This window comes from Buttiauxella sp. WJP83 (assembly GCF_027594725.1).
In the GTDB taxonomy this organism is placed as follows: Bacteria; Pseudomonadota; Gammaproteobacteria; order Enterobacterales; family Enterobacteriaceae; genus Buttiauxella; species Buttiauxella selenatireducens.
The window spans coordinates 2,027,438-2,052,474 of the sequence record NZ_CP110080.1; the positions used below are offsets into that span (position 1 = coordinate 2,027,438).

The 25,037-nt window shown below is 49.3% G+C and carries 21 protein-coding genes and 2 tRNA genes; 12 read left to right on the plus strand and 11 right to left on the minus strand.

Features of this window, described 5'->3' with window-relative positions:
* Positions 1 to 18 precede the first annotated feature (18 nt).
* The 3 genes from OH773_RS09385 to pdxR all read right to left on the minus strand — a co-directional run bounded on the left by OH773_RS09385 (position 19) and on the right by pdxR (position 3,231).
* Positions 19 to 972: a hypothetical protein gene (locus OH773_RS09385; RefSeq protein ID WP_270145107.1), complete on the minus strand. Its 954-nt coding sequence runs from the start codon at positions 970 to 972 to the stop codon at positions 19 to 21.
* A 59-nt stretch (positions 973 to 1,031) separates the two neighbouring features.
* A complete protein-coding gene (locus OH773_RS09390; RefSeq protein WP_270145108.1) occupies positions 1,032 to 1,526 on the minus strand; it encodes an SH3 domain-containing protein in 495 nt (164 codons plus the stop codon).
* Between the two features lie 232 nt (positions 1,527 to 1,758).
* Positions 1,759 to 3,231, minus strand: a complete 1,473-nt coding sequence (gene pdxR / locus OH773_RS09395) for a MocR-like pyridoxine biosynthesis transcription factor PdxR (protein WP_270145109.1) — start codon at positions 3,229 to 3,231, stop codon at positions 1,759 to 1,761.
* A 110-nt stretch (positions 3,232 to 3,341) separates the two neighbouring features.
* On the opposite strand from pdxR, the gene puuE reads away from it, so the two are divergent.
* The 3 genes from puuE to OH773_RS09410 all read left to right on the plus strand — a co-directional run bounded on the left by puuE (position 3,342) and on the right by OH773_RS09410 (position 7,827).
* A complete protein-coding gene (puuE, locus tag OH773_RS09400; RefSeq protein ID WP_270145110.1) occupies positions 3,342 to 4,607 on the plus strand; it encodes a 4-aminobutyrate transaminase in 1,266 nt (421 codons plus the stop codon).
* Between the two features lie 11 nt (positions 4,608 to 4,618).
* A complete protein-coding gene (locus tag OH773_RS09405; RefSeq protein ID WP_270145790.1) occupies positions 4,619 to 6,067 on the plus strand; it encodes an NAD-dependent succinate-semialdehyde dehydrogenase in 1,449 nt (482 codons plus the stop codon).
* Between the two features lie 281 nt (positions 6,068 to 6,348).
* Positions 6,349 to 7,827 (plus strand): APC family permease, encoded by a 1,479-nt coding sequence (locus OH773_RS09410; protein ID WP_270145111.1) that lies wholly within the window; start codon positions 6,349 to 6,351, stop codon positions 7,825 to 7,827.
* Between the two features lie 59 nt (positions 7,828 to 7,886).
* Here OH773_RS09410 and OH773_RS09415 read toward each other — a convergent pair whose 3' ends face one another.
* Both OH773_RS09415 and OH773_RS09420 read right to left on the minus strand, forming a co-directional pair.
* Entirely contained in the window at positions 7,887 to 8,582 is a 696-nt protein-coding gene (locus OH773_RS09415; protein ID WP_270145112.1) for a cache domain-containing protein, read from the minus strand.
* Between the two features lie 37 nt (positions 8,583 to 8,619).
* Positions 8,620 to 9,354: a FadR/GntR family transcriptional regulator gene (locus OH773_RS09420; RefSeq protein ID WP_270145113.1), complete on the minus strand. Its 735-nt coding sequence runs from the start codon at positions 9,352 to 9,354 to the stop codon at positions 8,620 to 8,622.
* Between the two features lie 306 nt (positions 9,355 to 9,660).
* Between OH773_RS09420 and OH773_RS09425 the strand changes: the two genes are divergently transcribed.
* From OH773_RS09425 to OH773_RS09445, 5 genes are all read left to right on the plus strand, one after another.
* Positions 9,661 to 11,088, plus strand: a complete 1,428-nt coding sequence (locus OH773_RS09425; RefSeq protein ID WP_270145114.1) for a gamma-aminobutyraldehyde dehydrogenase — start codon at positions 9,661 to 9,663, stop codon at positions 11,086 to 11,088.
* Positions 11,089 to 11,134: 46 nt separating this feature from the next.
* Entirely contained in the window at positions 11,135 to 11,611 is a 477-nt protein-coding gene (locus OH773_RS09430; RefSeq protein ID WP_270145115.1) for an ester cyclase, read from the plus strand.
* A gap of 8 nt (positions 11,612 to 11,619) precedes the next feature.
* Positions 11,620 to 13,512, plus strand: a complete 1,893-nt coding sequence (locus OH773_RS09435) for an NAD(P)-binding protein (protein WP_270145116.1) — start codon at positions 11,620 to 11,622, stop codon at positions 13,510 to 13,512.
* Positions 13,513 to 13,517: 5 nt separating this feature from the next.
* Positions 13,518 to 14,711: a cytochrome c gene (locus OH773_RS09440; protein WP_270145117.1), complete on the plus strand. Its 1,194-nt coding sequence runs from the start codon at positions 13,518 to 13,520 to the stop codon at positions 14,709 to 14,711.
* A gap of 62 nt (positions 14,712 to 14,773) precedes the next feature.
* A complete protein-coding gene (locus tag OH773_RS09445) occupies positions 14,774 to 15,013 on the plus strand; it encodes a DUF2164 domain-containing protein (RefSeq protein ID WP_183269465.1) in 240 nt (79 codons plus the stop codon).
* 79 nt (positions 15,014 to 15,092) lie between these two features.
* Here OH773_RS09445 and OH773_RS09450 read toward each other — a convergent pair whose 3' ends face one another.
* Positions 15,093 to 16,712, minus strand: a complete 1,620-nt coding sequence (locus OH773_RS09450) for a phosphoethanolamine transferase (RefSeq protein ID WP_270145118.1) — start codon at positions 16,710 to 16,712, stop codon at positions 15,093 to 15,095.
* 444 nt (positions 16,713 to 17,156) lie between these two features.
* Positions 17,157 to 17,405: a CsbD family protein gene (locus OH773_RS09455; RefSeq protein WP_270145119.1), complete on the minus strand. Its 249-nt coding sequence runs from the start codon at positions 17,403 to 17,405 to the stop codon at positions 17,157 to 17,159.
* A gap of 132 nt (positions 17,406 to 17,537) precedes the next feature.
* Between OH773_RS09455 and OH773_RS09460 the strand changes: the two genes are divergently transcribed.
* Entirely contained in the window at positions 17,538 to 18,221 is a 684-nt protein-coding gene (locus OH773_RS09460) for a hypothetical protein (RefSeq protein WP_270145120.1), read from the plus strand.
* Positions 18,222 to 18,243: 22 nt separating this feature from the next.
* Here OH773_RS09460 and melR read toward each other — a convergent pair whose 3' ends face one another.
* On the minus strand, positions 18,244 to 19,173 hold the full coding sequence (gene melR / locus OH773_RS09465) for a transcriptional regulator MelR (protein ID WP_270145121.1): 930 nt from the start codon (positions 19,171 to 19,173) through the stop codon (positions 18,244 to 18,246).
* Between the two features lie 271 nt (positions 19,174 to 19,444).
* Here melR and OH773_RS09470 point away from each other — a divergent pair, with 271 nt between their 5' ends.
* Positions 19,445 to 20,800, plus strand: a complete 1,356-nt coding sequence (locus OH773_RS09470; protein WP_270145123.1) for an alpha-glucosidase/alpha-galactosidase — start codon at positions 19,445 to 19,447, stop codon at positions 20,798 to 20,800.
* Positions 20,801 to 20,884: 84 nt separating this feature from the next.
* Positions 20,885 to 22,312 (plus strand): melibiose:sodium transporter MelB, encoded by a 1,428-nt coding sequence (gene melB, locus OH773_RS09475; protein WP_270145125.1) that lies wholly within the window; start codon positions 20,885 to 20,887, stop codon positions 22,310 to 22,312.
* 146 nt (positions 22,313 to 22,458) lie between these two features.
* Here the strand turns inward: melB and OH773_RS09480 are convergent.
* The 3 genes from OH773_RS09480 to mdtK form a co-directional block, all read right to left on the minus strand.
* Positions 22,459 to 22,535: transfer RNA gene (locus tag OH773_RS09480), tRNA-Val, on the minus strand.
* 42 nt (positions 22,536 to 22,577) lie between these two features.
* A tRNA-Val gene (locus OH773_RS09485) sits at positions 22,578 to 22,654 on the minus strand.
* 153 nt (positions 22,655 to 22,807) lie between these two features.
* Entirely contained in the window at positions 22,808 to 24,181 is a 1,374-nt protein-coding gene (gene mdtK, locus OH773_RS09490; protein WP_270145127.1) for an MdtK family multidrug efflux MATE transporter, read from the minus strand.
* Positions 24,182 to 24,393: 212 nt separating this feature from the next.
* On the opposite strand from mdtK, the gene OH773_RS09495 reads away from it, so the two are divergent.
* Positions 24,394 to 25,035 carry a riboflavin synthase subunit alpha gene (locus OH773_RS09495; RefSeq protein ID WP_183269457.1) on the plus strand — a complete coding sequence of 214 codons (642 nt, stop codon included), beginning with the start codon at positions 24,394 to 24,396 and terminating at the stop codon, positions 25,033 to 25,035.
* Positions 25,036 to 25,037: the final 2 nt, after the last annotated feature.

Below are 25,037 nucleotides of genomic sequence, written 5' to 3' on the forward strand. Positions count from 1 at the left end.
CTCGACGAAACTTAAAGGTTACTTCTGTGCGCGCCATGCGCCAACCGCAGGGTCACGCAATTGCGGACGCAGGGAATCAATCAACAACAGCGTGATAGGCGTCTCTGGCGCAAGCCACGCCGCCCAAACTTTTCGCACCACGTTTAAACGTTTCTGAATAGCGGCTTCATCCACTGCCATTTCTCGTGGTACTTCAACGGCAACAATCCCGGTCGCTCGCCAGCCATTCAGCTCCGGGTGATAGGGCAAAATCATCCAACTCTGCGGGGCGTGTTCATTACTGACCACCATTCGCTCGTTGTTGAGACTGGTAATCAGCAGGCTGTCAGAGCTTGCCTCAGAGCTTAATCCGCTGACCGGGAAACCATGCACAAAGGTCATCACATTGCGCGTTTCACCGCTAACACCACTTTGAATGATTTCGCTGCGACCGTTTAACCAGCCGCCTTTTTCACATTTGCCGTTGGGAATAAACATGGCGGCTGCATTGGCATCACCTTGCCAGAAGGTACGCAGATGGCAGCCGTCCTGAAGCGTAAATTCCTGCCAGGGCGTGCGGTCAGCTAACGGTGAGTTTTCTTCGCGCGCAGGTTGGGCATTGAGTTCGCTGGAAACCACAGGCGCAATAATCACCGCCCAGTCACTACTTTTGTTCGCAGTACCGACAGCGAGTGTGTGACCTTGCGGATCTTCCATTCGCCAACTGACTAATTGCACGGTGCTACATTGGTTTTCCAGCAGCGACCCAAGACGTGGCATAAATACATTGAGCAACGCCGGGTTTTTATCGCCATTGGCGACAATACGCAGCGGAAGTTCTGGCGCACACCAACTTTGCGGCGTGTTGTTTTGCACATCGTCAATCCAGACATCCAGCTTTTGCGAAGGAGACTGGACGATACGATAGTTCCCAGCAGCCCACGCCGTGGTCGATGCCAGCAGTAGCGCCAGACCCGAAAGCCAGAGTTTCATAGAAATCCTTGTTAGCAGAACAAACTTAAACAAAAAAAGCGTGACGTAAACGTCGACAATTAATCGATTATCCAGGTACCACTGTTCGCGTTCTGACAGGCCTTGCTGCCGCCATCAACTGCAACACAGGTGGTTTTTTTAGCCGCTGGGCGTGGACGTGGACGGTCTTTTTTCAGCGTCTGCGCATACAGTTCACTTTTCACCAGGGCGCGTGTCGGGACATAACCCAACATTTCCTGTTTATCCTGCTCCGCAATGGCGAGCCAATTATTCTCAACTTGCCCCAACACGGTATAACTTTGCCCGTTCTCAAGGGTGCTGACCACTTTCCCGCCAAAGTCCGGTTTGGTCATAATTGACCCCGGGTACAGCGCCCGATAACTGGCGTTAACAGGGGTGAACTCGTGAGGTGCGGCTACCGCGTAGCGGTGTGTCAGCGTGACACCGTTGATCTCACTGGTCACGAGAGTATCGTCCGTCATTTTTGGCGGTGGTGCTTTACAACCTACAACAGTGGCAACAACGGCAAGGATCAGCAGATTGCGCAATTTCATCGTAACGTTCCCTGAAAAAATGATTCAAACCTGGTCGCCGAGAAGGGGGTGAAGTGGCGAAGAAGATGTCCAGGAATCTGAAGAATGATTCACAATAACAATACATATTAACGTTAATTTTACATCGCTTGATTAACAATTCAATGCGGATGTAACTGATTGACATTATTAAGTGTTAATTAGGTCATGAGCGACGCTCAGAGCGATGATTCACAGGGTGAATGATTTGAGTTTACAGGTTTTGCTTAATGATCCCCGCCAGCCGCTCAAAGGAAGGCTCCATATCGCAGTCTTTGATACTGGCGAAACCGACTAACAATCCTTTTGATTTCTGGCTATTAAAGTAATAACGCGATAGCGGCCTGACCAAAATACCTTCAGCATTAGCACGCTTAGAAATGTCGATATCGTTTGCATCAGCCGGAAGTTGGATTATGAGATGTAAACCGGCGTTGCTATTGAAATAACCGAGAGATTCTTCGCCTAAATGCTGCTTAATTAATTCGACCAGCACAGTACGGCGTTTGTTATACAACTGGCGCATTTTACGAATATGCGCGGCGTAATAGCCTTCGCGGATAAATTCGGCCAACGCGGCCTGAATAATCTGATGACCGCTGCGATAAAGCTCGTTATGCACCTTTTTCAGCGGGGCGGCTAACGGCTTGGGTAAAACGACATACCCCAGACGGAGCGCGGGATAGAGCGTTTTACTAAACGTACCGATGTAAATCACCGGGCTGTCATCCTCCAGTCCTTGCAACGAAGGAATGGGCTGGCCGGAGAAACGAAATTCGCTATCGTAATCATCTTCGACAATCCAGCTTTGATATTCCCGAGCCATCGAAAGTAATAACTGGCGACGGGGAAGACTCATGACCGAACCGAGGGGATATTGATGGGATGGGGTGACGAAAATCAGCTTGGGTTTGTCAGTGGGCGACGTGTGCGGAACCAGGCCCTGATCGTCAACATCGCACGCCGTTATATTGACCGCATTCATGCGTAAAATATTCTTAATTCCCCAGTAGCCGGGTTCTTCAATCCACGCGTGGTCCCCCGGATTGCACAAGGTGCGGGTGACTAAATCCAGCGCCTGATGAATCCCTTCGGTGATTAAAATCTGGTCGGTCGAACACTTAACCCCGCGCGCAGTGCGCAAATAATCGGACAGCGCAGACTTCAAAATTTCGAGCCCACCGTCAGCGTCATAGGTCAAAAACTCAGGGTTAGGGCGCCTGGCAATTCGGTCATAAATCTTCTTAAAAGTACGGTGCGGAAAACTGTCGACGTCGGGCACGCCCGGAATAAAGTCACCCCATTGCGCGGGGCTGGCACTGGCATTTTCCAGCAAGTCGAGGCAGCGCTTCGACAGGCTTGCAGGCGGGAATGGCTGGGCGGTTGGTGCGGTTCTGGGGACCTGCGTATTGAGATTATCCAGCACACTTTCGGTGACAAACGTCCCGCTGCTGGTGCGTGTCGAAATATAGCCTTCTGCCTGCAATTGCTCATACACCCGCAGCACAGTATTGCGTGATACCGCCAGCTCATTTGCCAAATCCCGGGTCGGTGGCATGCGCGCTGCAGGCCGTAAACTTCCCTCAAGAATACAGCTGCAAACCGCGAGATAAAGTTTCTTATGAAGTTTCTCACCCGGTGTCTGGTTAAATGCTTGCTTGATCACATCTACGGCAAGTGAACGCATTTGGATCCTATTATTAAAACGATTTGGCTCTCGATTAAGGTACCAGATTCTGTCTAAATGAATACGGTAATACAACCTATCTATTTGATAAATGTGTGAGGGATAAAAAAATGAGTAATAACGAACTCCATCAACGTCGTCTGGCTGCTACTCCACGTGGTGTAGGTGTGATGTGTAATTTCTTTGTGCAAACCGCGCAGAACAGCACCATCACCGATGTTGAAGGCAAGCAATATATTGATTTTGCCGCCGGGATTGCCGTGCTGAATACCGGCCATCGCCATCCTCGCCTGGTCGAGGCGGTAGAACAGCAACTTCATGCGTTTACTCACACTGCTTATCAGATTGTCCCTTACGAAAGCTACGTTACGCTGGCGGAAAAAATTAACGCCGTCGCACCTATTGTTGGGCCGAAGAAAACTTCATTCTTCACGACTGGCGCTGAAGCTGTAGAAAACGCGGTGAAAATTGCCCGCGCTCATACTGGCCGCCCAGGGGTGATTGCCTTTAGCGGTGGGTTCCATGGCCGCACCTATATGACCATGGCGTTAACCGGCAAAGTTACGCCCTACAAAATTGGATTTGGCCCATTCCCGGGGTCCGTGTTCCACGCGCCATATCCGTCAGAGCTTAATGGCATTACCACCGAAGACGCGGTGAAATCCATTGAACGTCTGTTTAAATCCGATATTGAAGCCACCCAAGTGGCGGCGATTATTTTCGAACCTGTGCAGGGCGAAGGCGGCTTTAATGTCGCACCTCCGGCGTTTGTCGCCGCGATTCGCCAGATTTGTGATACCCATGGCATCGTGATGATTGCCGACGAAGTGCAAAGTGGTTTTGCGCGTACCGGCAAAATGTTCGCCATGAACCATTACGCGCATCAACCTGATTTGATGACCATGGCAAAAAGTCTGGCGGGTGGGATGCCGTTGTCCGGCGTGGTGGGTAAAGCTGATATTATGGATGCGCCAGCACCGGGCGGCCTGGGCGGCACTTACGCCGGTAACCCGCTTTCTGTCGCCGCAGCGCTTGCGGTACTGGACATTATTGAAGACGAAAAACTGTGCCAGCGTGCCGAAGCGTTAGGTGAGAAATTGAGATCAGCACTGCGCGATGTTAAACAACATTGTCCGGCATTAGCTGAAGTACGTGGATTGGGTTCGATGGTCGCCGCTGAGTTTTACGACACCACAACGGGTGAGCCTTCTGCGGCAATCGCCCAACAGGTTCAAAAGCGCGCCCTGGAGCAAGGTTTGCTGCTGCTCACCTGTGGTCAAAACGGTAACGTTATCCGTTTCCTCTATCCGCTGACCATTCCGGATGCGCAGTTCGACAAAGCCCTGGATATCCTTAAATCTGCAACACAAATGTGAGACTCGAGATGATCAATTTACACAATGCTGGCTTGCTGCTCGATAGTTGTCCGGTTGATGGCGAATGGAGCCACGCGCTGTCGGGTAAGACAATGACCGTTGTGAATGCCGCGACGGGGCAGAAAATCTCTGACGTGCCTTTCATGGGGCAGGCCGAAACGCAGCGGGCAATCGCTGCGGCTGAAATTGCGCAGAAAGAGTGGAAGACGCAAACCGCAGCCTATAGGGCGAAAATCCTTCATAGCTGGGTGAGTCTTATCAATGAAAATAGCGAAGACCTCGCGCGGCTGATTACTCTCGAAGGTGGGAAACCGCTGGCTGAGGCGCGTGGGGAAGTGAATTATGCTGCCTCATTTATTACCTGGTTTGCTGAAGAAGCGAAAAGAGTCGATGGCGTGTTGTTGCAACCGACTAGCCCTGACCAGCGCTTTATCGTGTCAAAGCAGCCGGTTGGCGTTTGCGCGGCTATCACACCGTGGAATTTCCCGGCGGCCATGATCACCCGCAAAGTGGCACCTGCGTTGGCCGCAGGCTGCGCGATTATCGTTAAACCGGCGGAGCAAACGCCATTAACCGCACTGGCGTTAGCCAAACTGGCAGAACTGGCGGGCCTGCCAAAATCGCTTTTGCAGGTGATTACCGGGGATGCGAAAGAGATCGGCGACGAGCTGTGTCGCAATGCCACGGTGCGTAAACTCAGCTTCACCGGTTCCACCCAGGTCGGGCGTTTATTAATGGCTCAATGTGCACCGACGATTAAAAAGCTGTCACTGGAATTGGGAGGCAATGCTCCGGTGATCGTCTTTGATGATGCCGATCTTGAGCAGGCGGTAAAAGGGATTATGGTGTCGAAATTCCGCAATAGCGGGCAGACCTGCGTGTGCGCGAACCGCATCTACGTGCAGAGCGGTATTTATCAAAAGCTGTGCGATGAGCTGGTGAAAGCGGTCGAAACCTTGAAAGTCGGTAATGGCCAGGATGACGGAGTCACACAGGGGCCGTTGATTAATGCCAAAGCGATTGAGAAAGTGGAACTCCACATTAACGATGCGCTTTCAAAAGGGGCTGCGGTGTTAACCGGCGGACACAAACATACGCTGGGTGGGAACTTCTTTGCACCGACTGTAGTGGCAAATGTCACGCAAGAAATGCGCTTTGCCCGAGAAGAAACCTTTGGGCCAGTGGCCGCGCTGTTTAAATTTGAGTCCGATGAAGAAGTCGTCAATTACGCCAACGATACCGAGTTTGGTCTCGCCGCGTATATTTTCACCCAGGATGCGAAACGCCAATGGCAAATCCCCGAAGCGCTGGAATATGGCATGGTTGGGGTGAATACCGGACTTATTTCCAACGAAATTGCGCCATTTGGCGGAATCAAACAATCAGGGCTTGGCCGTGAAGGTTCGCGTTTTGGAATTGATGAGTATCTGGAGATGAAGTACGTCTGCGTGAAGCTCTGATAAACCCGTCATACTTCGAGTTACAGGGGCAGTATTCGGCTCATTTGCTGCCAGCCTGTAACTCGATTTACTTAGTTTTTTTACCCTCACTCATTATGCCTGCGCCATCTATTTTCCTTTTGGTTTTCCTTCCCCCAATGCCTGCCTGATGTGAATTTCAAAATGTTGCGATTGCGATCTTATTCTTAACAATTATGTGACATTGAGTCTATACATATAACATATTATGTTTTATAAAATGTGGACACTGCCTGCCCTTATGCCACATAAAGAGAAAAGATATGGAACAGACGACAGACAAAAAAAGTCATCAACATCAGCCTGTTGAAGGCGAGCAATTCAATCGCTCGATAGGGCTGATGTCTAACTTCGCATTGGGATTTACCTATCTATCGCCCCTGACAGCGGTCTACTCGCTGTTTGCCCTGGCCATCACTCTCGCCGGGCCCCCGGCTATTTGGTGGATACTGATTGTGGCGTGTGGGCAATTACTCGTAGCGTTAGTTTTCGGTGAGGTGGCTTCGCAATATCCGATTACCGGCGGCCTATATCCATGGGCGAGAAGGTTGTGGGGTAAAAAATATGCGTGGATTGCTGCCTGGATTTATCTTTGGGCGTTAGTGGTGACCATTACGTCAATTGCGGAATATACCGCTACTTTCGTGGCCTCTTTATTCCACTACGCTACCAGTGCAGGCAACATGATGGTGACATCGGTTGTCTTGTTGCTGATTATGATGGTGGTGAACATGTCGGGTACCAAAAACCTGGCACGGGTGGCGCGAATTGGTTTCTGGTGTGAAATCATCAGCGTCATTGCGCTGGGCATTTATCTGCTGATATTCCATCGCTCACAACCTTTCTCCGTGGTATTCGATTCGATGGGTGTGCTGGCAAAAGACGGTAATTACACCACCGCATTTATATCCGCATCACTCATGGGGCTGTTTATGTTCTTCGGTTTTGAAGCCTGCGGTAATGTGGCTGAAGAAGTAAAAAATCCTGGTAAGAAAATTCCCGTGGCGATGATTTTAAGTATCGTATTTGGTGCCATCTCCGCCGTTATTTCGATTATGGGCTATCTGTTATCGTCTCCAGATCTCATTAATATTGTAAACGGCAAAATTTCAGACCCTATCCCTGCAATCCTTAACGAAGCATTGGGGCCAACCGGTGCCACCGTGTTTATCGTTGTCGCCGTCATCGCGATGCTGTCTTGTATTCTTTCGCTGCAGGCTGCATTAAGCCGCCTGATATTCTCCTTCTCCCGCGATAACATGCTGCCTGGCAGCCAATGGATGTCGAAGATCTCCAGACACAGCGTGCCGGATAACGCCATGATGGTGAGCTGTTTGTTACCGGTGATTATCTGCGTGTGGGTCTACTTCCAGCCTGATAGCCTGGCGCGTATTACAGCGTTTGCGGTCATCGGTATCTATATTTCCTTCCAGATGGTGGTATTAGCAGCATTGCGCCAACGTTTAAAAGGGTGGAAACCGGCAGGCGAATGGACGGTGGGATCGTGGGGGATTATCGTCAATATTCTGGCGTTGGCTTACGGATTATGCGGTATTTGGTTATTGGCCCAACCGGCTGAAAGTGAGAACTTTATGGATCGCTGGACGGTGCTGGTAGGACTGGCAATTGTCATCGGCTCCGGGCTGATTTATATGCTGATCAGCAAACCGTTTGGCCGCTCGAATGCACCAGAAAATGATGCGATTGAGTATGCCCGCAAATTGAATGTTGAGCAGAGCTAATGTAAAGACGTTAAAGGGTGGATAACACTTATCCACCCTTTATGATGATTTAGAATAAACTATTCAGACTGATATAAATTAAAGTAATCATTCTCGTAGATAACGGCGGAGAATTGTGGATTAAGTAAATCACCGACGCGACATCTTGGATGGGTAGAGAAAATAATTCTTCGATCTTTATTAGTGAGAATAACTTTGTCATTCACTGCGTAGGGTAATAATTCATCTTCAACCCGACTGACCAATAAATCTATTGCTGCTACCCCTAAAAAGCGATCCTGAAAATGCACTGGCACCGCAGCGGTGAGTGTGTATGAGGTATTGCAAATATAGTCGACGTAGGGGCCATGTAAAAAAGCGTTATCAACCGACGGAGCTTGTTTAAACCATTCAAAGGTTCTGAAATCCAGACGCTGTTGGGTGGCCTGGTCTAAATCAAGATTGACCTGTTTTACACCATCAGCTTTCTTATACCACCACTCCAGAAGCCAGAACTCCTTATGACTCTCGCTGCTTTCAATGTGGCTGGCAAAACCGGCACCGGAGCAGTACACATTGCTGCTCAGGGTCTTTTTAATAAGATCCTGAATGGTATTTCTCACAGATGGTTCAAGAAGATGTGCCAGATTAACGTCTTTAATTTCAGCCAGGGCAGCTTCAATTTCACTGGCAAGTAAACTGGTTGACGTAATGGTAGCGTTAATGATGCTATCAATTTTATCGCTAAGGTTACGGAGTGATGTTGTTTGTAGCATATATATGCCTATTTTTATTTATATGCACACCTAATCTCTACGGAGTGCTGTTTGCATTGTGCTTTAATTTATTTTCTATCAGATAGAAAGTAAACGTGTCGATTAAATTTTTAGCAATGTTAACTGACTCAACTTCATTATGTGATGCAAGCACGTCAATTAACGAGGTATACAGATCAACAATCTCACGATGTATATTTTCTGAACGGAACAGAATAGCCACCAGTGACGACCATTCAGACTGTAAAATCAGCTCCTGATTGGCCAACCGTGCTGACTGGGAACACGCGGCAATGGCTAATAAACAGCGCATGTCCGCCTGAGTGCGTGCTTCAGGCGTGGTGGAAGCGCTAAGCACCTCAACAAAATCGCGTAAGCGAGTAATATCTGCGTTCGTCATTCGGCGGGAAGCAAGCCTTGCACTGTGGCTGATAATGGCACAATGCATTTCACCCAAATCAGACAAATAATCAGTACTTAACGTCTTAAATGGATTAAGAATATTGCTGAATTCCCAGGTTTGCTCGCAGACAAAACTCCCACCATTACGCCCACGTACCGTGTGGATTAAATTATTGGCGCGCAGCGTATTTAATGCTTCCCGAATCGTGATGTGCGAAACACCCATCATTTTTGCAAGGTCGGCTTCGTTAGGTAACTGCTCATTTGCCTCAAGCAGCCCGGTAATAATGGCATTAGAAAGTCGCTGAACTATCTGATCGGAACGGCTGGCCTGACCGATTGGCGCGAATATCACCGCATGCGTAATCATAATATTCCCTGGTAAGAAAATCCTTTATACCCGCAACTCGAATAATTCGGGGTATAGATGTGCCACTGAACATAGCATACAACCCTTTGTTAATGAAGGAAGGCTAACGTATCCGGGCCCGTTTGCTTCCTTGTTTCTCAGTTGCCTGTGACGGTTCACAACGCGTGATTCTCGCAAGCCAATTGCAGCGTAAAAATTCACTTCAAAATGGGATGCATATCATATTGTTAGCATAATGTTATTGAATTTAACCTTCGATAAACATATTACATAATATAATATATGTTTAAACGATCGGAGAGCGTGATGAAAATTCTTAAGCATTTTATTAATGGGCAATATGTATCGGGTTCGGAGGAGAACCTCTTTGAGCTGATAAGTCCTGTGAATGGAGAAACTTACGCCCTGTCGCCATGTGCGGGTCGTGATGAGGTCGAGCAGGCCTATAGCGCGGCGAAAAGCGCATTTACCGTGTGGAAGCGCTCCACGCCGTCGCAAAGGCAGCGTGCTCTGTTAAAACTGGCGGATGAAATTGAACGTAATGTTGAGCGCCTGACGCAAGCGCAAAGCGAAGAGACGGGTCAATTGCGGCATTTCATTGAAAAAGAAGAGATTGCGGCATCCTGTGATGCTCTCCGATTTTTTGCCGGTGCGGCGCGTTGCCTGGAAGGTAAAGCATCATACGAATATGCTGAAGGATTAACCTCTACCATTCGTCGCGAACCGTTAGGGATTGTCGGCCAGGTTACCCCCTGGAACTATCCTTTCATGATGGCCGTGTGGAAAATTGCCCCGGCGCTGGCTGCCGGGAACACGGTGGTGTTAAAACCCAGCGATACCACGCCTATCAGCACCTTAATTTTGGCCGAACTGGCGGCACCGATTTTCCCACAGGGAGCCTTTAATGTGGTGCTCGGTAAAGCGGAAACGGGCTCGCTGGTGGTTTCCAGCACCGAAGCTTCGCTGGTATCCATCACCGGTTCGGTGCGTGCAGGGTTGCAAGTTGCTGCATCTGCTGCGGCGAACCTGACCAAAGCACACCTCGAACTGGGTGGCAAAGCGCCGGTTATCGTTTTTGCCGATGCAGACATTGAAAAAGCAGTTGATGTCATCACCACGGCGGGCTTCTTCAATGCCGGACAAGACTGCACCTCGGCGACACGAATTTTGATTGAAGCCTCCATTTATGAGCCATTCCTCGAGAAACTGGTCAGCAAAACCCGCCAAATCAAATTTGGTGCCCCTGAAGATAAAAACGCGTTGTACGGTGCGTTAAACAGCCGTAATCAACTTGAACAAGTTAAAGGTTTTATCAGTCGTTTACCGTCACATGCCGTCATTGAAACTGGCGGGAAAGCGGGAGACGGTCCAGGCTTCTATTTTGAACCCACAATAATCTCAGGGCTTGAACAGCGTGACGAGGCAATCCAGCACGAAGTGTTTGGCCCGGTCATGACCGTACAGTCATTTTCCTCGGAGGAGGAGGCGCTGAACAAGGCCAATGATGTGGAATACGGCCTGGCGTCGAGTATCTGGACGAGTAACCATAGCCGCGCCCAGCGCTTGAGCATTCACCTGGATTTCGGCACCGTCTGGATTAATAACCACATCCCGCTGTGTGCAGAGATGCCGCACGGTGGCTTCAAGAAGTCGGGCTACGGTAAGGATTTGTCATCCTATTCTCTGGATGAATATACGCGAGTGAAGCACATTATGTGTGACATCTCTGAATAGTAAGATCGGTATGAACGCCTCTCTGATTATATTTTAAGGTGATGAAATGAAAGCAATGAAAGTCGCTGTTTTATCCTTTGCGCTATTCTCAAATTTGGCATTGGCAGAGGTTTCCCCGCTAACGGTCGTCAAAGATTATATGTCGGCGTGGAACGCGCATGATTCCGCGAAAGCTGCGCAATACCTGGCTAACGATGTGGTGTATTACGACGCAGCCAGTGGTGCGCCTGTTAAAGGGAAAAACAATGCCGAGAAAGAAGTAATTGGCGCGTTTATTAAAGCCGTACCCGATTTGACGTGGAAAATGACCAGTAAGCCAGTGTACGACCACGACACCATCGCATTTCGCTGGGAATTTAGCGGAAAAAATAGCGGCGAATGGGCGGGAAGCCCGGCTACCAATAACCAGATAAAATTTGAAGGTGTCAGTTATATCACCGTCAATAACGGGAAAATCACCTGGCAGGGTGATTATTATGACTCTAAGAAACTGGATGAAGAATTAAAACCACAGGCTAAATAAGGACTTTTATGTCGATTACCAGACGAGATTTTCTCAACGGAGTTGCCATTACTATTGCCGCAGGGGTGACACCATTAGACCTTGCAAAAGCGGCCGGTAAAGCCAGTGCGATGATGGGTGAGGACTATTATCCACCGCAGCTCACAGGGCTGCGTGGGAATCATCCCGGTTCATTTGAAATGGCGCACGCGATTGGTCGTGACCATGAAAAATTCAGTACCGATCATCTGCCGATCGAAGAAGAATATGATCTGGTGATTGTCGGTGGTGGGCTAAGTGGATTATCTGCCGCCAGCTTCTGGCACGACCTGGCGGGGAATAATAGCAAAGTTCTGGTACTCGATAATCACGATGACTTTGGTGGTCACGCGAAGCGAAATGAATTTAACGCGGGCGGTAAAAAGATAATCGGCTATGGTGGCAGTGAAGCATTTCAATCGCCGAGCCGGAATTTCAGCCCGGAGGTGAATGGACTGATGTCTACTGTCGGCGTCAGCGTGGTCAGAATGAAGCAGAGTTTTGATGTGAATTTCTACCCTGATTTAAAACTCAGCCGTGGCGTTTTCTTTGATAAAAAGAACTTCGGTGAAACCAAAATTGTGAGTGGCGATCCGGGCCATGCCGTGGCTGATGATATTCCCCGAGATAAAATTAATGGCCGCAGCCTTGAGGCCTTTATTAATGATTTCCCGTTGAGCGAAAGTGACCGTAAAGCGATTTTAGATTTGCATGTGAATCCGGTGGATTACCTTAAAGGCATGTCGGTCGAAGAAAAAACCGCGTGGATGGATACCCACAGTTATCGAGATTTCCTGGTGGAAAAAGTCGGTCTGAGCAAAATGGCCGTGATGTATTTCCAGCAACGTACTAACGACTTTTTTGCCATTGGTATTGAAGGTGTCAGTTGCACCGATGCCCGAACGTGTGCGCTTCCGGGCATGGATGCCATGGAATTACCGCCGCTTGATGAAGAGGCGCAGGCTGACCTTGATGAACCTTACGTTTATCACTTCCCTGATGGAAATGCCGGGCTTGCGCGCCTGATTGTCCGGCACCTGATCCCAGACGCTTTGCCGGGTAATACCATGGAGGACTCCATCACCTCCAGGCTTAACTATGAAAAGCTCGATCTCCCGGAAAACACCACGCGCCTTCGCCTGAACAGCATTGTCATTCATGCGGCCAATACTGAAGACGGGGTCGTCGTGACCTATGTTAATGACGGCAAAGCGCATCGCGTGAAAGGGCGCAAAGCCATCATGGCGGGATACAACATGATGATCCCGTATCTGGTGCCTGAGACACCGGAACAGCAAAAAGCTGACCTGCGGATGAACGTCAAAGCGCCGTTGGTTTACACCAATGTGGTGGTCAAAAACTGGCAGGCGTTCACGAAACTAGGCATCCACGAATTCTATTCTCCCGCTGCACCTTATAGCCGCGTGAAGCTGGATTATCCGGTCAGTATGGGGAGTTATCATCATTCACAGAACGCCGACGAACCGATGTGTCTGCATATGGTTTATGTGCCGACTTATCCTGGAAGCAAGCTGAGCGCACGCGAACAGTTCCGCCAGGGAAGGGCATATTTGTTGGGTACCCCGTTCGATACCCATGAAAAAATGATCCGTTCGCAATTGCAGGAAATGCTCGGTCAAACCGGCTTTGACCATGAGCGCGATATCACGGCAATTACCGTTAACCGCTGGGCGCACGGTTATGCCTATTACGCCAGTGCGCTGTTCGATGATATGGACGAGGTGCCGAAGATAATCGAGCGGGCGCGTCAGCCGATTGGACGCATCGCGATAGCCAACTCTGATTCAGACTGGGATGCCTACGCGCATACTGCGATTGACCAGGCGTGGCGCGCGGTCAACGAACTAAAAGCGATGGGATGAGCGACATGAAACAGACTTTACTGGCTATCGGCTGCTTGTTAGTGACGGGGAATGCCTCGGCGATTTCTGCAGGCGAATATATGGCGCGAGTGTCGGACTGTGTGGCTTGCCATACCGTTGAAGGTGGCCAACCCATGGCGGGCGGGAAAAAGTTTTCCACGCCGCTCGGGGATATTTACTCGACCAATATAACGCCCGATAAAATATCTGGCATCGGTCAATATAGCTACGATGATTTCGAAAAAGCCGTCAGACAGGGCATTGCAAAGGAGGGTCATCCGCTATATCCCGCGATGCCGTATCCCTCTTATGCCAAAATGACCGATAACGACATTCACGCGCTTTATGATTATTTCATGAATGAAGTGCCTGCATCCCCGGAGAAAAACAAAGAGAATGAGATACCCTGGCTGCTTTCGGCCAGATGGCCGTTACACGTCTGGAATACGTTCTTTATCGACGAGGTGAAGGCGGATAACCCAGCAACGAAGGCCGATAAAAACCGCGAATTACTGAGCCGGGGTGCTTATCTAGTCGAAGGGGCGGGGCATTGCGGAGCCTGCCATACCCCAAGGGGCGTGGCTATGCAGGAAAAAGCGTATGACGCATCCAGCGATGTTTATCTTAGCGGCGCGATGATTGATGGCTGGTATGCGCCATCGCTGCGAAATATCACTATGTCGCAGGATGAATTAAAGGATTTATTGCGTATGGGCAGGAGCCAGCATAACGCGATATCCGGGCCAATGAGCGAGGTCGTCACGCAGAGTACGCAATATCTGAACGAAAACGATCTCGATGCCATTTCATTTTATCTGCTGAGTTTTAATCACAAGGCCACAGCGCCGGTTTCGCCAGACGGTACCATTGTCTATAAACCGACCGATGGCAAAACGCTCTATTCAATGTATTGCTCAACCTGCCACGGTGATGACGGTCAAGGCAAAGATTTCACGGTTCCTTCGCTGGTGAATAACTCTTTAATTACCGCTGACGATCCTTCGTCATTAATTTCGGTTATTTATCATGGTGCAGAAACACCACAAACCCAGGGCAATATCTCGTTTAAAATGCCTGCTTACAAAGAGGTGATGTCTGACGATGAAATGACGAATGTCGTTAATTATGTCAGAGGAACATGGGGGAATGGGGCACCGCAGGCGAATCCAGATGATGTGGCTAAGGTTAATGGCCACTGAGGTTGAAGACTGCCGGGGAGGACGTTAGATTACGTTAAACCCTTTTGCTATCTGGATATGTGATGACTGAAATTAAACTGAACCTGAATGACAAGGAAGATATTCGGCAGAAGCTGGTGGATTATTGTGAGGCGAATTTCGATTTAACGCTCGAGCAGTTTGATGCCGATTTTTTCACCGATTTCGTCATTAAAGAGTTGGGGCCTGCGTTGTATAACGCCGGAGTTGATGAGGCTATCAAAACCCATGCGGCTTATTGTGACCGTATCCAGGAAGAGATGGATCTGAAGAAAATTCTTTAGCTTCTGAACATCTGATAAACGTTTTGCGGCAGCCAATAATCGGGCTGCCGCAACAGTTTAAACCATGCTCAACAGTGGACTAACTCCGACATTCGCGGAACAAATCAAGGTCAGGGTTATACACGCTGGAGGTAATGTCCCAAAGCCCTAACACTGATGAGAACAGGTTGTCGTGTGAGTAGTCGTTTTTAACCGCATTATTTTTCAAACACGCCATATTCATATGTTTGTCGCTGATAAAACCGGGCGACATCCACACCTGCATCGGAATATGCGTTTGCTGGTCCGGTGCCAGTTTGTACGGTGTGCCGTGCAGATACAGGCCACTTTCTCCCAATGACTCACCATGATCGGAAACATACAGCAGTACGGTGTTGTACTGGTCGCTGTATTTTTTCAGTTTTTCCACCATTTGAGCCAGTACACGGTCGGTATGGCGAATAGTGTTGTCGTAGGTGTTGACCAGTTGTTCTTGCGTACAGTTTTCGATATCGCTACGCGCGCACTCAGGCATAAAGTGACGATCTTCAGCCGGGTAACGCTTGTAATAGGTCGGTCCATGGCTGCCAATCATATGGAAAGCGATGAGTTTATCCCCGGCCATTTTAGCCACTTCTTCGTCGAGATGTTCCAGCATCACCTCGTCGTAACAGGTTTCGCCATCGCACAATTTCGCGTTATCGGTGGGTTTAATTTCGATAGTCGGGATCCGGCTACACACACCTTTACAGCCACCGTCGTTTTCTTTCCATAGCAACGAAACCCCGGTCTTTTGCACCACATCGAGGAAGTTTTCGCTGTTGGAGGCTTTCCTGGCATCGTAGTCGGTGCGGTTCATATTTGAGAACATGCACGGCACGGAAATGGCGGTGGCAGTACCACACGAATGCACATTCTTAAACGAGATAACTTCGCCCGTCTGGCTGGTGAAGGCGTTAGTGTCGCGTGAATAACCGTTCATCGAGAAGTTCTGGCTACGCGCGGTTTCACCAATCACCAGGAACATCAGGGTAGGTTTTTCTTTATGGGCGACACGTTTGGCGTCATCACCTAATGTCTGGAACGGTTCTTTGGTCGTGAAGTAGGTGTCTTTTAGATAGCGTACGGTGCCATAGGCGTAATTCGCCGGGATAATTTCTTTGTTTAGCGTCGAGTTGTTGCGCCCAACGGAGGCGTAATCCTGATAGTAAAGTGCCGCCACGCCGCCAATCAACAGCAGGGATGCAACCATGGACAACAAGCGATATGCGATGCCTTTATACCACTTGGCTGGATATTCAATCTCAATTAAAAACAGCAAGATAGCGGGCAGTACACCGGTTAACAACACCCATAAAATGATTGAGCCATTCAGGTAGGAATGGGCTTCCTGTGGATTCGTTTCCAGGATGTTTTGGATCATTGACTGATCAAACATCACTTTGTATTTCAACGTCGAGTAGCTGACCATTGAACCGGTGACGAGCAGAAAAGCAAAAAATGGTTTCAACAGATACCGAATAGAAAAGGGTATGAAGACAAAGTTGAGTGCTGCGACCAACACGAACGGGATAGAGATAGCAAAGCCCACTTTGACATGCTCAAGATGGGTCAAAATATCGTAAAAATGCAGTAATACTGGCCAGTTAAGCAAAAAGGCAAAAACCACAGCCAACAGTAAAACCAGTGGGATAAGCTTAATCCTGAAAAGTACGGGCATTAACATCTCCGAGAAGTCATTGATTCCAAAAGCTACAGCTATCCGAAACTATTTAGTTATAAAAATCTGACCCATTAATTTCATGGGTGTCTATTTAAGCATTGCGAACCTTAACTTAACCTTAATCGAATTTAATCATTAAAAGATAAGCAGCTTTTTGTGGGTTTTGATTGTGTAACTTTATGTTATTACATGCTTTTTGTGAAGGGTGTCATCATGGCGAACATTTTAAAAAAAGTGGCCTTATTTTATTTTCACTGGTTCAATCTTAATATTAAGCTAAGAAATTTCTGTTATGTGTTTTCAATTTAACTGCGGTTTAGATAACACTTTTTTGATTCGGTCATATTTTGAGTATATTTAATCGCTCGGCAACTTGATAAAACCATGTGCGGGCCGTTGGGTTTCTGGCGGGTAAATGCAGGGTCACCCGCCAGGCGGCTGTTATCTACGGCCCAGCAAGAAGCCAAATACGACACCTACCGCCGCGGCAATGGCTAAACCCGCAACCGAGTTGGTCGAGACCTGATCCCGCACATTATCTGCTGCGTCTCGTACGGCGTAGCTGGCTTGTGACGCATATTTGCGTGCCGCTCCCTTTAATTCTTCATCAGGGCGCTGGGTATGTTTGCCATAAAATTCACGCGCCGTACCTGCTGCTTCGTTAACTTTGTCTGCTGTTTTATCAAACATTCTGAACTCCTGATCGGTAAATACAGAACTCAGTATAGTTGAGTGAGCGCGGGGACACGTTTTCGCCTGAGAATTCGGATAATGAGAAAAAATGGGCTATTTTTGCAAGACAAAGAGATCGAGGAGGTCGATGTGTTGAATTCTGATGATTTTCCGCAGCTTTATCGCCGTACCAGCGAGAAAACCCTTGAGCAATGGAATGCGCATTCCGGGATTGGGCTGGTGAGGGACGAAGCTTTTTATGATCCGCACAAGCTGGCGATTACCAGCGGTATCCAGCCTGCGCTGACTCCGCCGTTAACGCAGCTGTTGCAAGAACTGCATCAGCTTGCTGAAAACGATCCACGCGCTGACGTCATGCCTTTGAGTGGGCTGCACTTTACCTTTTTTGCTATTACCATGCCGCAATACCAGCGCAGTGACATCGCCGATGTCGATCCCGAACTCCTGTCCATTTTTGCCGAACATGCAAAAAACCTGACGGTGAGCGTGCGCAAATTGCAGCTGGTGGCATTGCCGAATCAACTGTTAATAGCGGGGACACCGGATATTGGCAGTCTGCGGGCAAAAGAGGCGTTTGCCCGTCGGCTGATTGATTCCCCCTGGCGGGGTAAACTCCACGAACGTCATGGCGATATACCGTTGCCGCCTCCATTCTGGCACAGCACGCTGGTGCGCTATCAGGCGCAGTTCCTGCCACAGCGTTTCAGAAACTATTTTCAGGCGCAGCAAACACACCATTACGGCGACGTCTCAGCTGAAGTGAAATTAGCGTTCACAAACTACAACTGGACCGAAGTATTCAGCTGCCCGTAACCCGTTGATAAAGGTTCCAGGTTTAAAAACTCGAGCTGCGTAAATGGCTGAGCTTGCGGTAGTTCTGCGGTGACATCCCAACATATTTATTAAACGTACTGTAGAAACTGCTGCTGGAGTGGAACCCAGCGGTGAGCGCAATATCGAGAATCGACTTGTCAGTATCACTTAACAGGGCGCGCACATGGTTAACGCGCATCGCGGTAATATATTGCTTCATGGTCAACTGCATCACCCGCTGAAATATCCCCATCGCATAGTTAGGATTGAGTTTGACATGCTCGGCGACGCGTTCAATCGTCAGCGCCTGATCGTAATTCGCACCGATAAATTCCAGCATCTGGCTGACATAAAATTGCGCATGGCGTGAAACGTTATTGCCGTTGCTCTGCGTGCGCGGTGTCTTATTGACCAGAATGGGTTGCCAGCCGGACAGGCTAAAACGCTTGAGCATGAGCCCAATTTCGTCGATTGCCAACTGCCGAATTTGTTCGTTGGGGCTGTTTATCTCCTGCTGCCAGCGTTCGACCTCAAAAGGACTGAGCTGCTGAGCGTTCAGTGATTTGATGACCATGCCGTGGGTGACATGGTTAATGAGCTGCCTGTCCAATGGCCAGGAGAGAAACAGATGCATCGGCAGATTAAAAATCGCCATTTTTGAACAGCGACCGGGGCGGGTGAGTTGATGGGGCGTACAGGCCCAGAACAGAGTGATATGCCCCTGTTTAATCTGCACCACTTCATTGTTTATCAGATATTCAACATCGCCATCGAAGGGGACATTCACCTCTACCTGGCCGTGCCAGTGGCAGGATTCCATTGAGTGCGGTGGCCGTAGCTCGATGTCCATACGCTGGTATTCCGAATAGAGCGAAAGCGGGCTACGCGTTTTTTGATCGGTACTGTTGCACATATGCGGGTCGGGCGGCAGGCGCACTGGGATGAAATCCATTTTTCTCTCCGGTTCCTGAATAATCAGATATTGTGGCATAAACCTGGAAAAGCACCTGTGAAACGTCCGAGGTTTGTCGAGCTAGGGCACAAGATTATTGCTGATTTCCCTGAAACCTCTTCTTTCCAGGTTAAAAACTCCGGAAAACTCAGATTTAACGGCGCAGTGAAAATAATCTGAGTATTCCGGAATGCTCGGTCGGGAAGAGGGAGGAGAAGCGCAAATCTGCGTGCCACTCTGAGAGTGTTCAATCATGTCTCGGAGAAGCAGAATGTCAGCACCTAAAATTACCTTTATTGGCGCGGGTTCCACGATTTTTGTTAAAAACATTCTCGGTGATGTTTTCCATCGCCAGGCCCTGAAATCCGCCCATATCGCCCTGATGGATATCGATGAAACCCGCCTTGAAGAGTCGCATATCGTGGTGCGAAAGCTGATGGATTCAGCGGGCGCCTGCGGCAAAATTACCTGCCATACCGACCAGAAAGCCGCTCTCCAGAATGCAGATTTCGTGGTGGTCGCTTTCCAGATTGGTGGCTATGAGCCTTGTACCGTTACCGATTTTGAGGTCTGTAAACGTCACGGCCTTGAGCAAACCATTGCGGATACCTTAGGGCCTGGCGGCATCATGCGTGCGCTGCGGACTATCCCGCATCTATGGCAAATTTGTGAGGATATGACGCAGGTTTGCCCGGACGCCACGATGCTCAATTACGTTAACCCGATGGCGATGAATACCTGGGCGATGTACGCGCGCTATCCGCATATTAAACAGGTGGGGTTGTGCCACTCGGTGCAGGGAACCGCAGAAGAGTTGGCGCGGGATCTCTCTATCGACCCGGATTCGCTGCGTTATCGAAGTGCCGGGATCAACCATATGGCGTTTTATCTGTCGCTGGAGAGAAAAACGGCCGATGGCGAGTACGTCAGCATCTATCCTGAACTGCTGCAAGCCTATGAGTCGGGGCAGGCACCGAAACTCAATCAACATGGCAATACGCGATGTGAAAATATCGTGCGTTACGAGATGTTCAAAAAGCTGGGTTATTTCGTGACGGAATCTTCTGAACACTTTGCGGAATATACGCCGTGGTTTATTAAGCCAGGGCGTGAAGATCTGATTGCGCGTTATAAAGTGCCATTAGACGAATATCCGAAGCGCTGCGTTGAACAATTGGCAAACTGGCGTAAAGAGCTGGAGGAGTATAAAACCGCCGAAAGAATCGACATTAAACCGTCGCGTGAATATGCAAGCACTATCATGAACGCGTTGTGGACCGGTGAACCGAGTGTTATTTACGGCAACGTGCGCAACGATAACCTGATCGAAAACTTGCCGCAGGGCTGTTGTGTTGAGGTTCCGTGCCTGGTGGATGCCAACGGTATTCAACCCACGCATATCGGGTTGTTGCCGTCCCACCTTGCCGCGTTGATGCAAACGAATATTAATGTCCAGACACTGTTGACCGAAGCGATTTTGACCGAGAATCGTGAGCGCGTTTATCACGCCGCCATGCTTGACCCGCATACCGCTGCGGTATTGGGGATCGAGGAGATTTATGCTCTGGTTGACGATCTGATTGCGTCCCATGGCAACTGGTTACCGGCGTGGTTGCACCGCGTATAAGAGCGAATGCCGGGTTTTATTCCCGGCACCTGACGAGTCTAATAACAGAAGGAGGGCACTGGTAACAGTGACCCTGTACCCTATATGAGCATATCGATTACAACAAAACTCAGTTATGGATTTGGGGCATTTGGTAAAGATTTCGCTATCGGTATCGTTTACATGTACTTGATGTATTACTACACCGATGTTGTGGGTTTGTCGGTGGGCCTGGTGGGCACACTGTTTTTGGTGGCAAGGATCTGGGATGCCATCAACGACCCGATCATGGGCTGGATAGTGAACAGTACGCGCACGCGATGGGGGAAATTTAAACCGTGGATTTTGGTCGGGACGATTGCCAACTCCGTCGTGCTGTTTTTGCTGTTCAGCGCGCATCTTTTTGAAGGTACGACCCAAGTGGTGTTTGTCTGCGTCACGTATATATTGTGGGGGATGACCTACACCATCATGGATATTCCGTTCTGGTCGATGGTGCCAACCATTACCCTGGATAAACGCGAACGCGAGGAACTGGTGCCTTTCCCGCGCTTTTTTGCCAGTCTCTCAGGGTTTATCACCGCAGGGATAACGCTGCCGTTCGTGAATTATGTCGGGGGCGGGGATCGCGGGTTCGGCTTCCAGATGTTTACTCTGATACTGATTGCCTTTTTCATCGCCTCGACCCTCATCACGTTGCGTAATGTCAAAGAGGTTTACTCATCTGACAGTGACGCAACATCTGACAGCAGTCGTCTGTCATTAAAAGCCATTATCGCGTTGATCTATAAAAACGATCAGCTCTCCTGCGTGTTGGGGATGGCGCTGGCCTATAACATCGCATCAAATATCATCGCTGGGTTTGCGGTTTATTACTTCACCTATGTTATTGGCGATGCCGATCTCTTCCCGTACTACATGTCATATGCGGGGGCGGCAAACTTGTTAACCCTGATTCTGTTCCCTCGACTGGTAAAAGCGCTGTCGCGCCGCCTGTTGTGGGCAGGGGCCTCCGTGTTACCGATTCTGGGTAGTGGGGTGCTGCTCTGGATAGCGTTGGCGGGGTATCACAACGTCTGGCTGATTTCGCTAGCTGGCGTTTTGCTCAATGCCGGTACTGCGCTCTTCTGGGTGTTGCAGGTGATTATGGTGGCAGACACGGTGGATTACGGGGAGTACAAACTCAACGTGCGCTGCGAGAGTATTGCCTATTCGGTGCAAACTATGGTGGTTAAAGGGGGCTCGGCATTTGCCGCCTTTTTCATCGCCCTGGTGCTTGGCATTATCGGATACGTGCCAAATACTCCACAAACGGAAAGTACCGTGGTTGGAATGCAATTTATTATGATTGCGCTGCCAGCAGTGTTCTTCCTGATAACCCTGATTTTCTATTTCCGCCTCTACAAACTCAACGGCGACCTGTTGCGAAAAATCCAGATTCATTTGTTGGATAAATACCGCAAGCCTGTGACCACTGAAGTAGCAAAACCCGTCAGCATCATCACCACAAAAACATCAGACGCGAAGGCATAACAACAACGCAGGGCATGGATGCTCTGCAAAGTAGCATTGTTTCAGTCGTTACGGATCTGGGTGATTTTTATCGATGGAATAAAGAGAATAGTGATTTTGTAGAATTTGAAAACGGGAGAAGAATCAGGGGAGTTTACAACTAAGAATGGTGCGTCCGAGTGGACTCGAACCACCGACCCCCACCATGTCAAGGTGGTGCTCTAACCAACTGAGCTACGGACGCACTGTTTTGTTACGATGATAAATACTGCGGTAAAACTTTAAATGGTGCGTCCGAGTGGACTCGAACCACCGACCCCTACCATGTCAAGGTAGTGCTCTAACCAACTGAGCTACGGACGCATCATGTTGTCTGTGACAACGGGGACGAATATTAGCGGCAGCCCCCGAGCCTTGCAAGTGGAAAACAGCAATTTTCTTCCAGAATTCACTCGTTTGCTGCGCATCTGTGCAACTCGCTGGAAAAATAGCCGCCAAAACGGCGGCTATTGTGTTTTAACGCGCCGCGCGCTGCAAAATTTGCACTGACGGCTGGCGTTGCAACATACGCATTCGCAGCATCATCATGATTGCAGCTGAGGTCAGACCGATAATAAAACCAGTCCAGAACCCGGCTGGCCCCATCGGTGCGACGACCCAATCGGTCAACGCCAGAATGTAGCCGCTCGGCAAACCCAGCACCCAGTAGGCGATAAAAGTGATAAAGAAAATCGAACGCGTATCTTTATACCCACGCAGCACGCCGCTACCGACCACCTGAACGGAGTCAGAAAGCTGGTAAACTGCCGCCAGAAGCATCAGGTGCGCTGCCAGCGCGACCACTTCCGGATTGTTGTTGTAGAGCAGGGCGATGTGTTCGCGCATCACGATGGTGAAAACGGCGGTGAGCGTCGCCATACACATCGCCACGCCAATCCCTGTCCACGCAGCGGTTTGGGCATCAAGCGTGGAACCCTGGCCCAAACGGAAGCCGACGCGAATCGTGACCGCCGCGGAAAGTGACAACGGCAACACGAACATTAGCGAGCTGAAGTTCAGGGCAATCTGGTGACCGGCGACGTTAATAATGCCTAATGGTGCAACCAGCAATGCCACGACCGCAAACAGCGTAACTTCAAAAAACAGTGCCAATGCAATCGGCAACCCAAGCTGAGTTAAGCGTTTCATCACTTTCCAGTCAGGCTGGACGAAGCCTGAAGGATTGCGTATGTCGCGCATTGAGCGTGCCTTCTTCACATAAGAGATCATGCAAAAGAACATGACCCAGTACACCGCAGCGGTAGCGACACCACAGCCTACGCCACCAAGCTCAGGCATGCCGAAGTGCCCATAAATAAAGATGTAGTTGACCGGAATGTTAACCAACAGGCCGATAAACCCCATCACCATGCCAGGTTTGGTTTTCGCCAGTCCTTCACACTGGTTACGGGCCACCTGGAAGAATAAATAGCCGGGAACGCCCCACAACAGCGCGCGCAAATAGCCCACGGCTTTATCGGCAAGTTGTGGATCGATATTTTTAGTCGCATGGATAATATGGCCCGCGTTCCAGAGCACAATCATGATGAGTGCCGACACAAATCCTGCCAGCCAAAAGCCCTGGCGAATCTGGTGAGCAATGCGATCACGACGGCCTGAGCCATTAAGTTGTGCAACAGTCGGCGTCAGAGCCATCAGTAAGCCATGGCCAAACAGGATGGCGGGTAGCCAAATAGAGGTTCCGATTGCCACAGCGGCCATATCGGTTGCGCTGTAGCCACCGGCCATCACCGTATCGACAAACCCCATTGAAGTTTGTGCAATCTGCGCGAGGATCACGGGTATCGCCAGTGCAAGTAGCTGGCGGGCTTCAACTATGTACTTCTGCATTTTTACACCTGATTATTTTAATTTTTAGAGAGACAACAAGACCGCCTTAAATGGCAGTAAAAGAAATTGCAGGGAAATTAACCAGAGTATTGTAGCGGGAGAATCTGATTTCGCTAGTCTAAAAATAGTGGGAACTGGCAAGCCTTTTTACCAACTGTTAAAGTGCAGCGTGATAAAATTATTAGCTGCCATTTAATTTCAGGAGCTTTACGATGTTTACAGGTATTGTGCAGGGCACCGCAACCCTGGTCTCCATTGATGAGAAACCGAACTTCCGCACGCATGTTGTCGCAATGCCCGAAACGATGTTACCCGGCCTTGAAACAGGGGCTTCGGTTGCGCACAACGGTTGTTGTCTGACGGTTACGGAAATTAATGGCAACCACGTCAGCTTTGATCTAATGAAAGAGACGCTGCGCATCACCAATCTCGGCGAGTTAGTCGTGGGAGACAGTGTTAACGTCGAACGTGCTGCCAAATTTAATGATGAAATCGGCGGGCATCTTATGTCCGGGCATATTATGACCACGGCTGAGGTGTCCAAAATTCTTACCTCAGAAAATAACCGTCAGATCTGGTTTAAAATTCAGGACAAAACCTTGATGAAATATATCCTGCATAAAGGATATATCGGCATTGACGGTATTAGTTTGACCGTGGGTGAAGTGACCGCGACACGTTTCTGTGTGCATTTGATTCCAGAAACGCTTCAGCGCACCACTCTGGGCAGTAAGAAGCTGGGTAACCGCATCAATATTGAGATTGACCCGCAAACTCAGGCGATTGTCGATACCGTTGAACGTGTGCTTGCACAACGTGAAGCGACATTAGCTGCAGTGTTGCCTAAGGTTTAATC

Coding starts and splice junctions, on each gene's coding strand:
- OH773_RS09385 (WP_270145107.1), bottom strand. CDS start 972: ATGAAACTCTGGCTTTCGGGTCTGGCGCTACTGCTGGCATCGACCACG.
- OH773_RS09390 (WP_270145108.1), bottom strand. CDS start 1,526: ATGAAATTGCGCAATCTGCTGATCCTTGCCGTTGTTGCCACTGTTGTA.
- pdxR (WP_270145109.1), bottom strand. CDS start 3,231: ATGCGTTCACTTGCCGTAGATGTGATCAAGCAAGCATTTAACCAGACA.
- puuE (WP_270145110.1), top strand. CDS start 3,342: ATGAGTAATAACGAACTCCATCAACGTCGTCTGGCTGCTACTCCACGT.
- OH773_RS09410 (WP_270145111.1), top strand. CDS start 6,349: ATGGAACAGACGACAGACAAAAAAAGTCATCAACATCAGCCTGTTGAA.
- OH773_RS09415 (WP_270145112.1), bottom strand. CDS start 8,582: ATGCTACAAACAACATCACTCCGTAACCTTAGCGATAAAATTGATAGC.
- OH773_RS09420 (WP_270145113.1), bottom strand. CDS start 9,354: ATGATTACGCATGCGGTGATATTCGCGCCAATCGGTCAGGCCAGCCGT.
- OH773_RS09425 (WP_270145114.1), top strand. CDS start 9,661: ATGAAAATTCTTAAGCATTTTATTAATGGGCAATATGTATCGGGTTCG.
- OH773_RS09430 (WP_270145115.1), top strand. CDS start 11,135: ATGAAAGCAATGAAAGTCGCTGTTTTATCCTTTGCGCTATTCTCAAAT.
- OH773_RS09435 (WP_270145116.1), top strand. CDS start 11,620: ATGTCGATTACCAGACGAGATTTTCTCAACGGAGTTGCCATTACTATT.
- OH773_RS09440 (WP_270145117.1), top strand. CDS start 13,518: ATGAAACAGACTTTACTGGCTATCGGCTGCTTGTTAGTGACGGGGAAT.
- OH773_RS09445 (WP_183269465.1), top strand. CDS start 14,774: ATGACTGAAATTAAACTGAACCTGAATGACAAGGAAGATATTCGGCAG.
- OH773_RS09450 (WP_270145118.1), bottom strand. CDS start 16,712: ATGCCCGTACTTTTCAGGATTAAGCTTATCCCACTGGTTTTACTGTTG.
- OH773_RS09455 (WP_270145119.1), bottom strand. CDS start 17,405: ATGTTTGATAAAACAGCAGACAAAGTTAACGAAGCAGCAGGTACGGCG.
- melR (WP_270145121.1), bottom strand. CDS start 19,173: ATGGATTTCATCCCAGTGCGCCTGCCGCCCGACCCGCATATGTGCAAC.
- OH773_RS09470 (WP_270145123.1), top strand. CDS start 19,445: ATGTCAGCACCTAAAATTACCTTTATTGGCGCGGGTTCCACGATTTTT.
- melB (WP_270145125.1), top strand. CDS start 20,885: ATGAGCATATCGATTACAACAAAACTCAGTTATGGATTTGGGGCATTT.
- mdtK (WP_270145127.1), bottom strand. CDS start 24,181: ATGCAGAAGTACATAGTTGAAGCCCGCCAGCTACTTGCACTGGCGATA.
- OH773_RS09495 (WP_183269457.1), top strand. CDS start 24,394: ATGTTTACAGGTATTGTGCAGGGCACCGCAACCCTGGTCTCCATTGAT.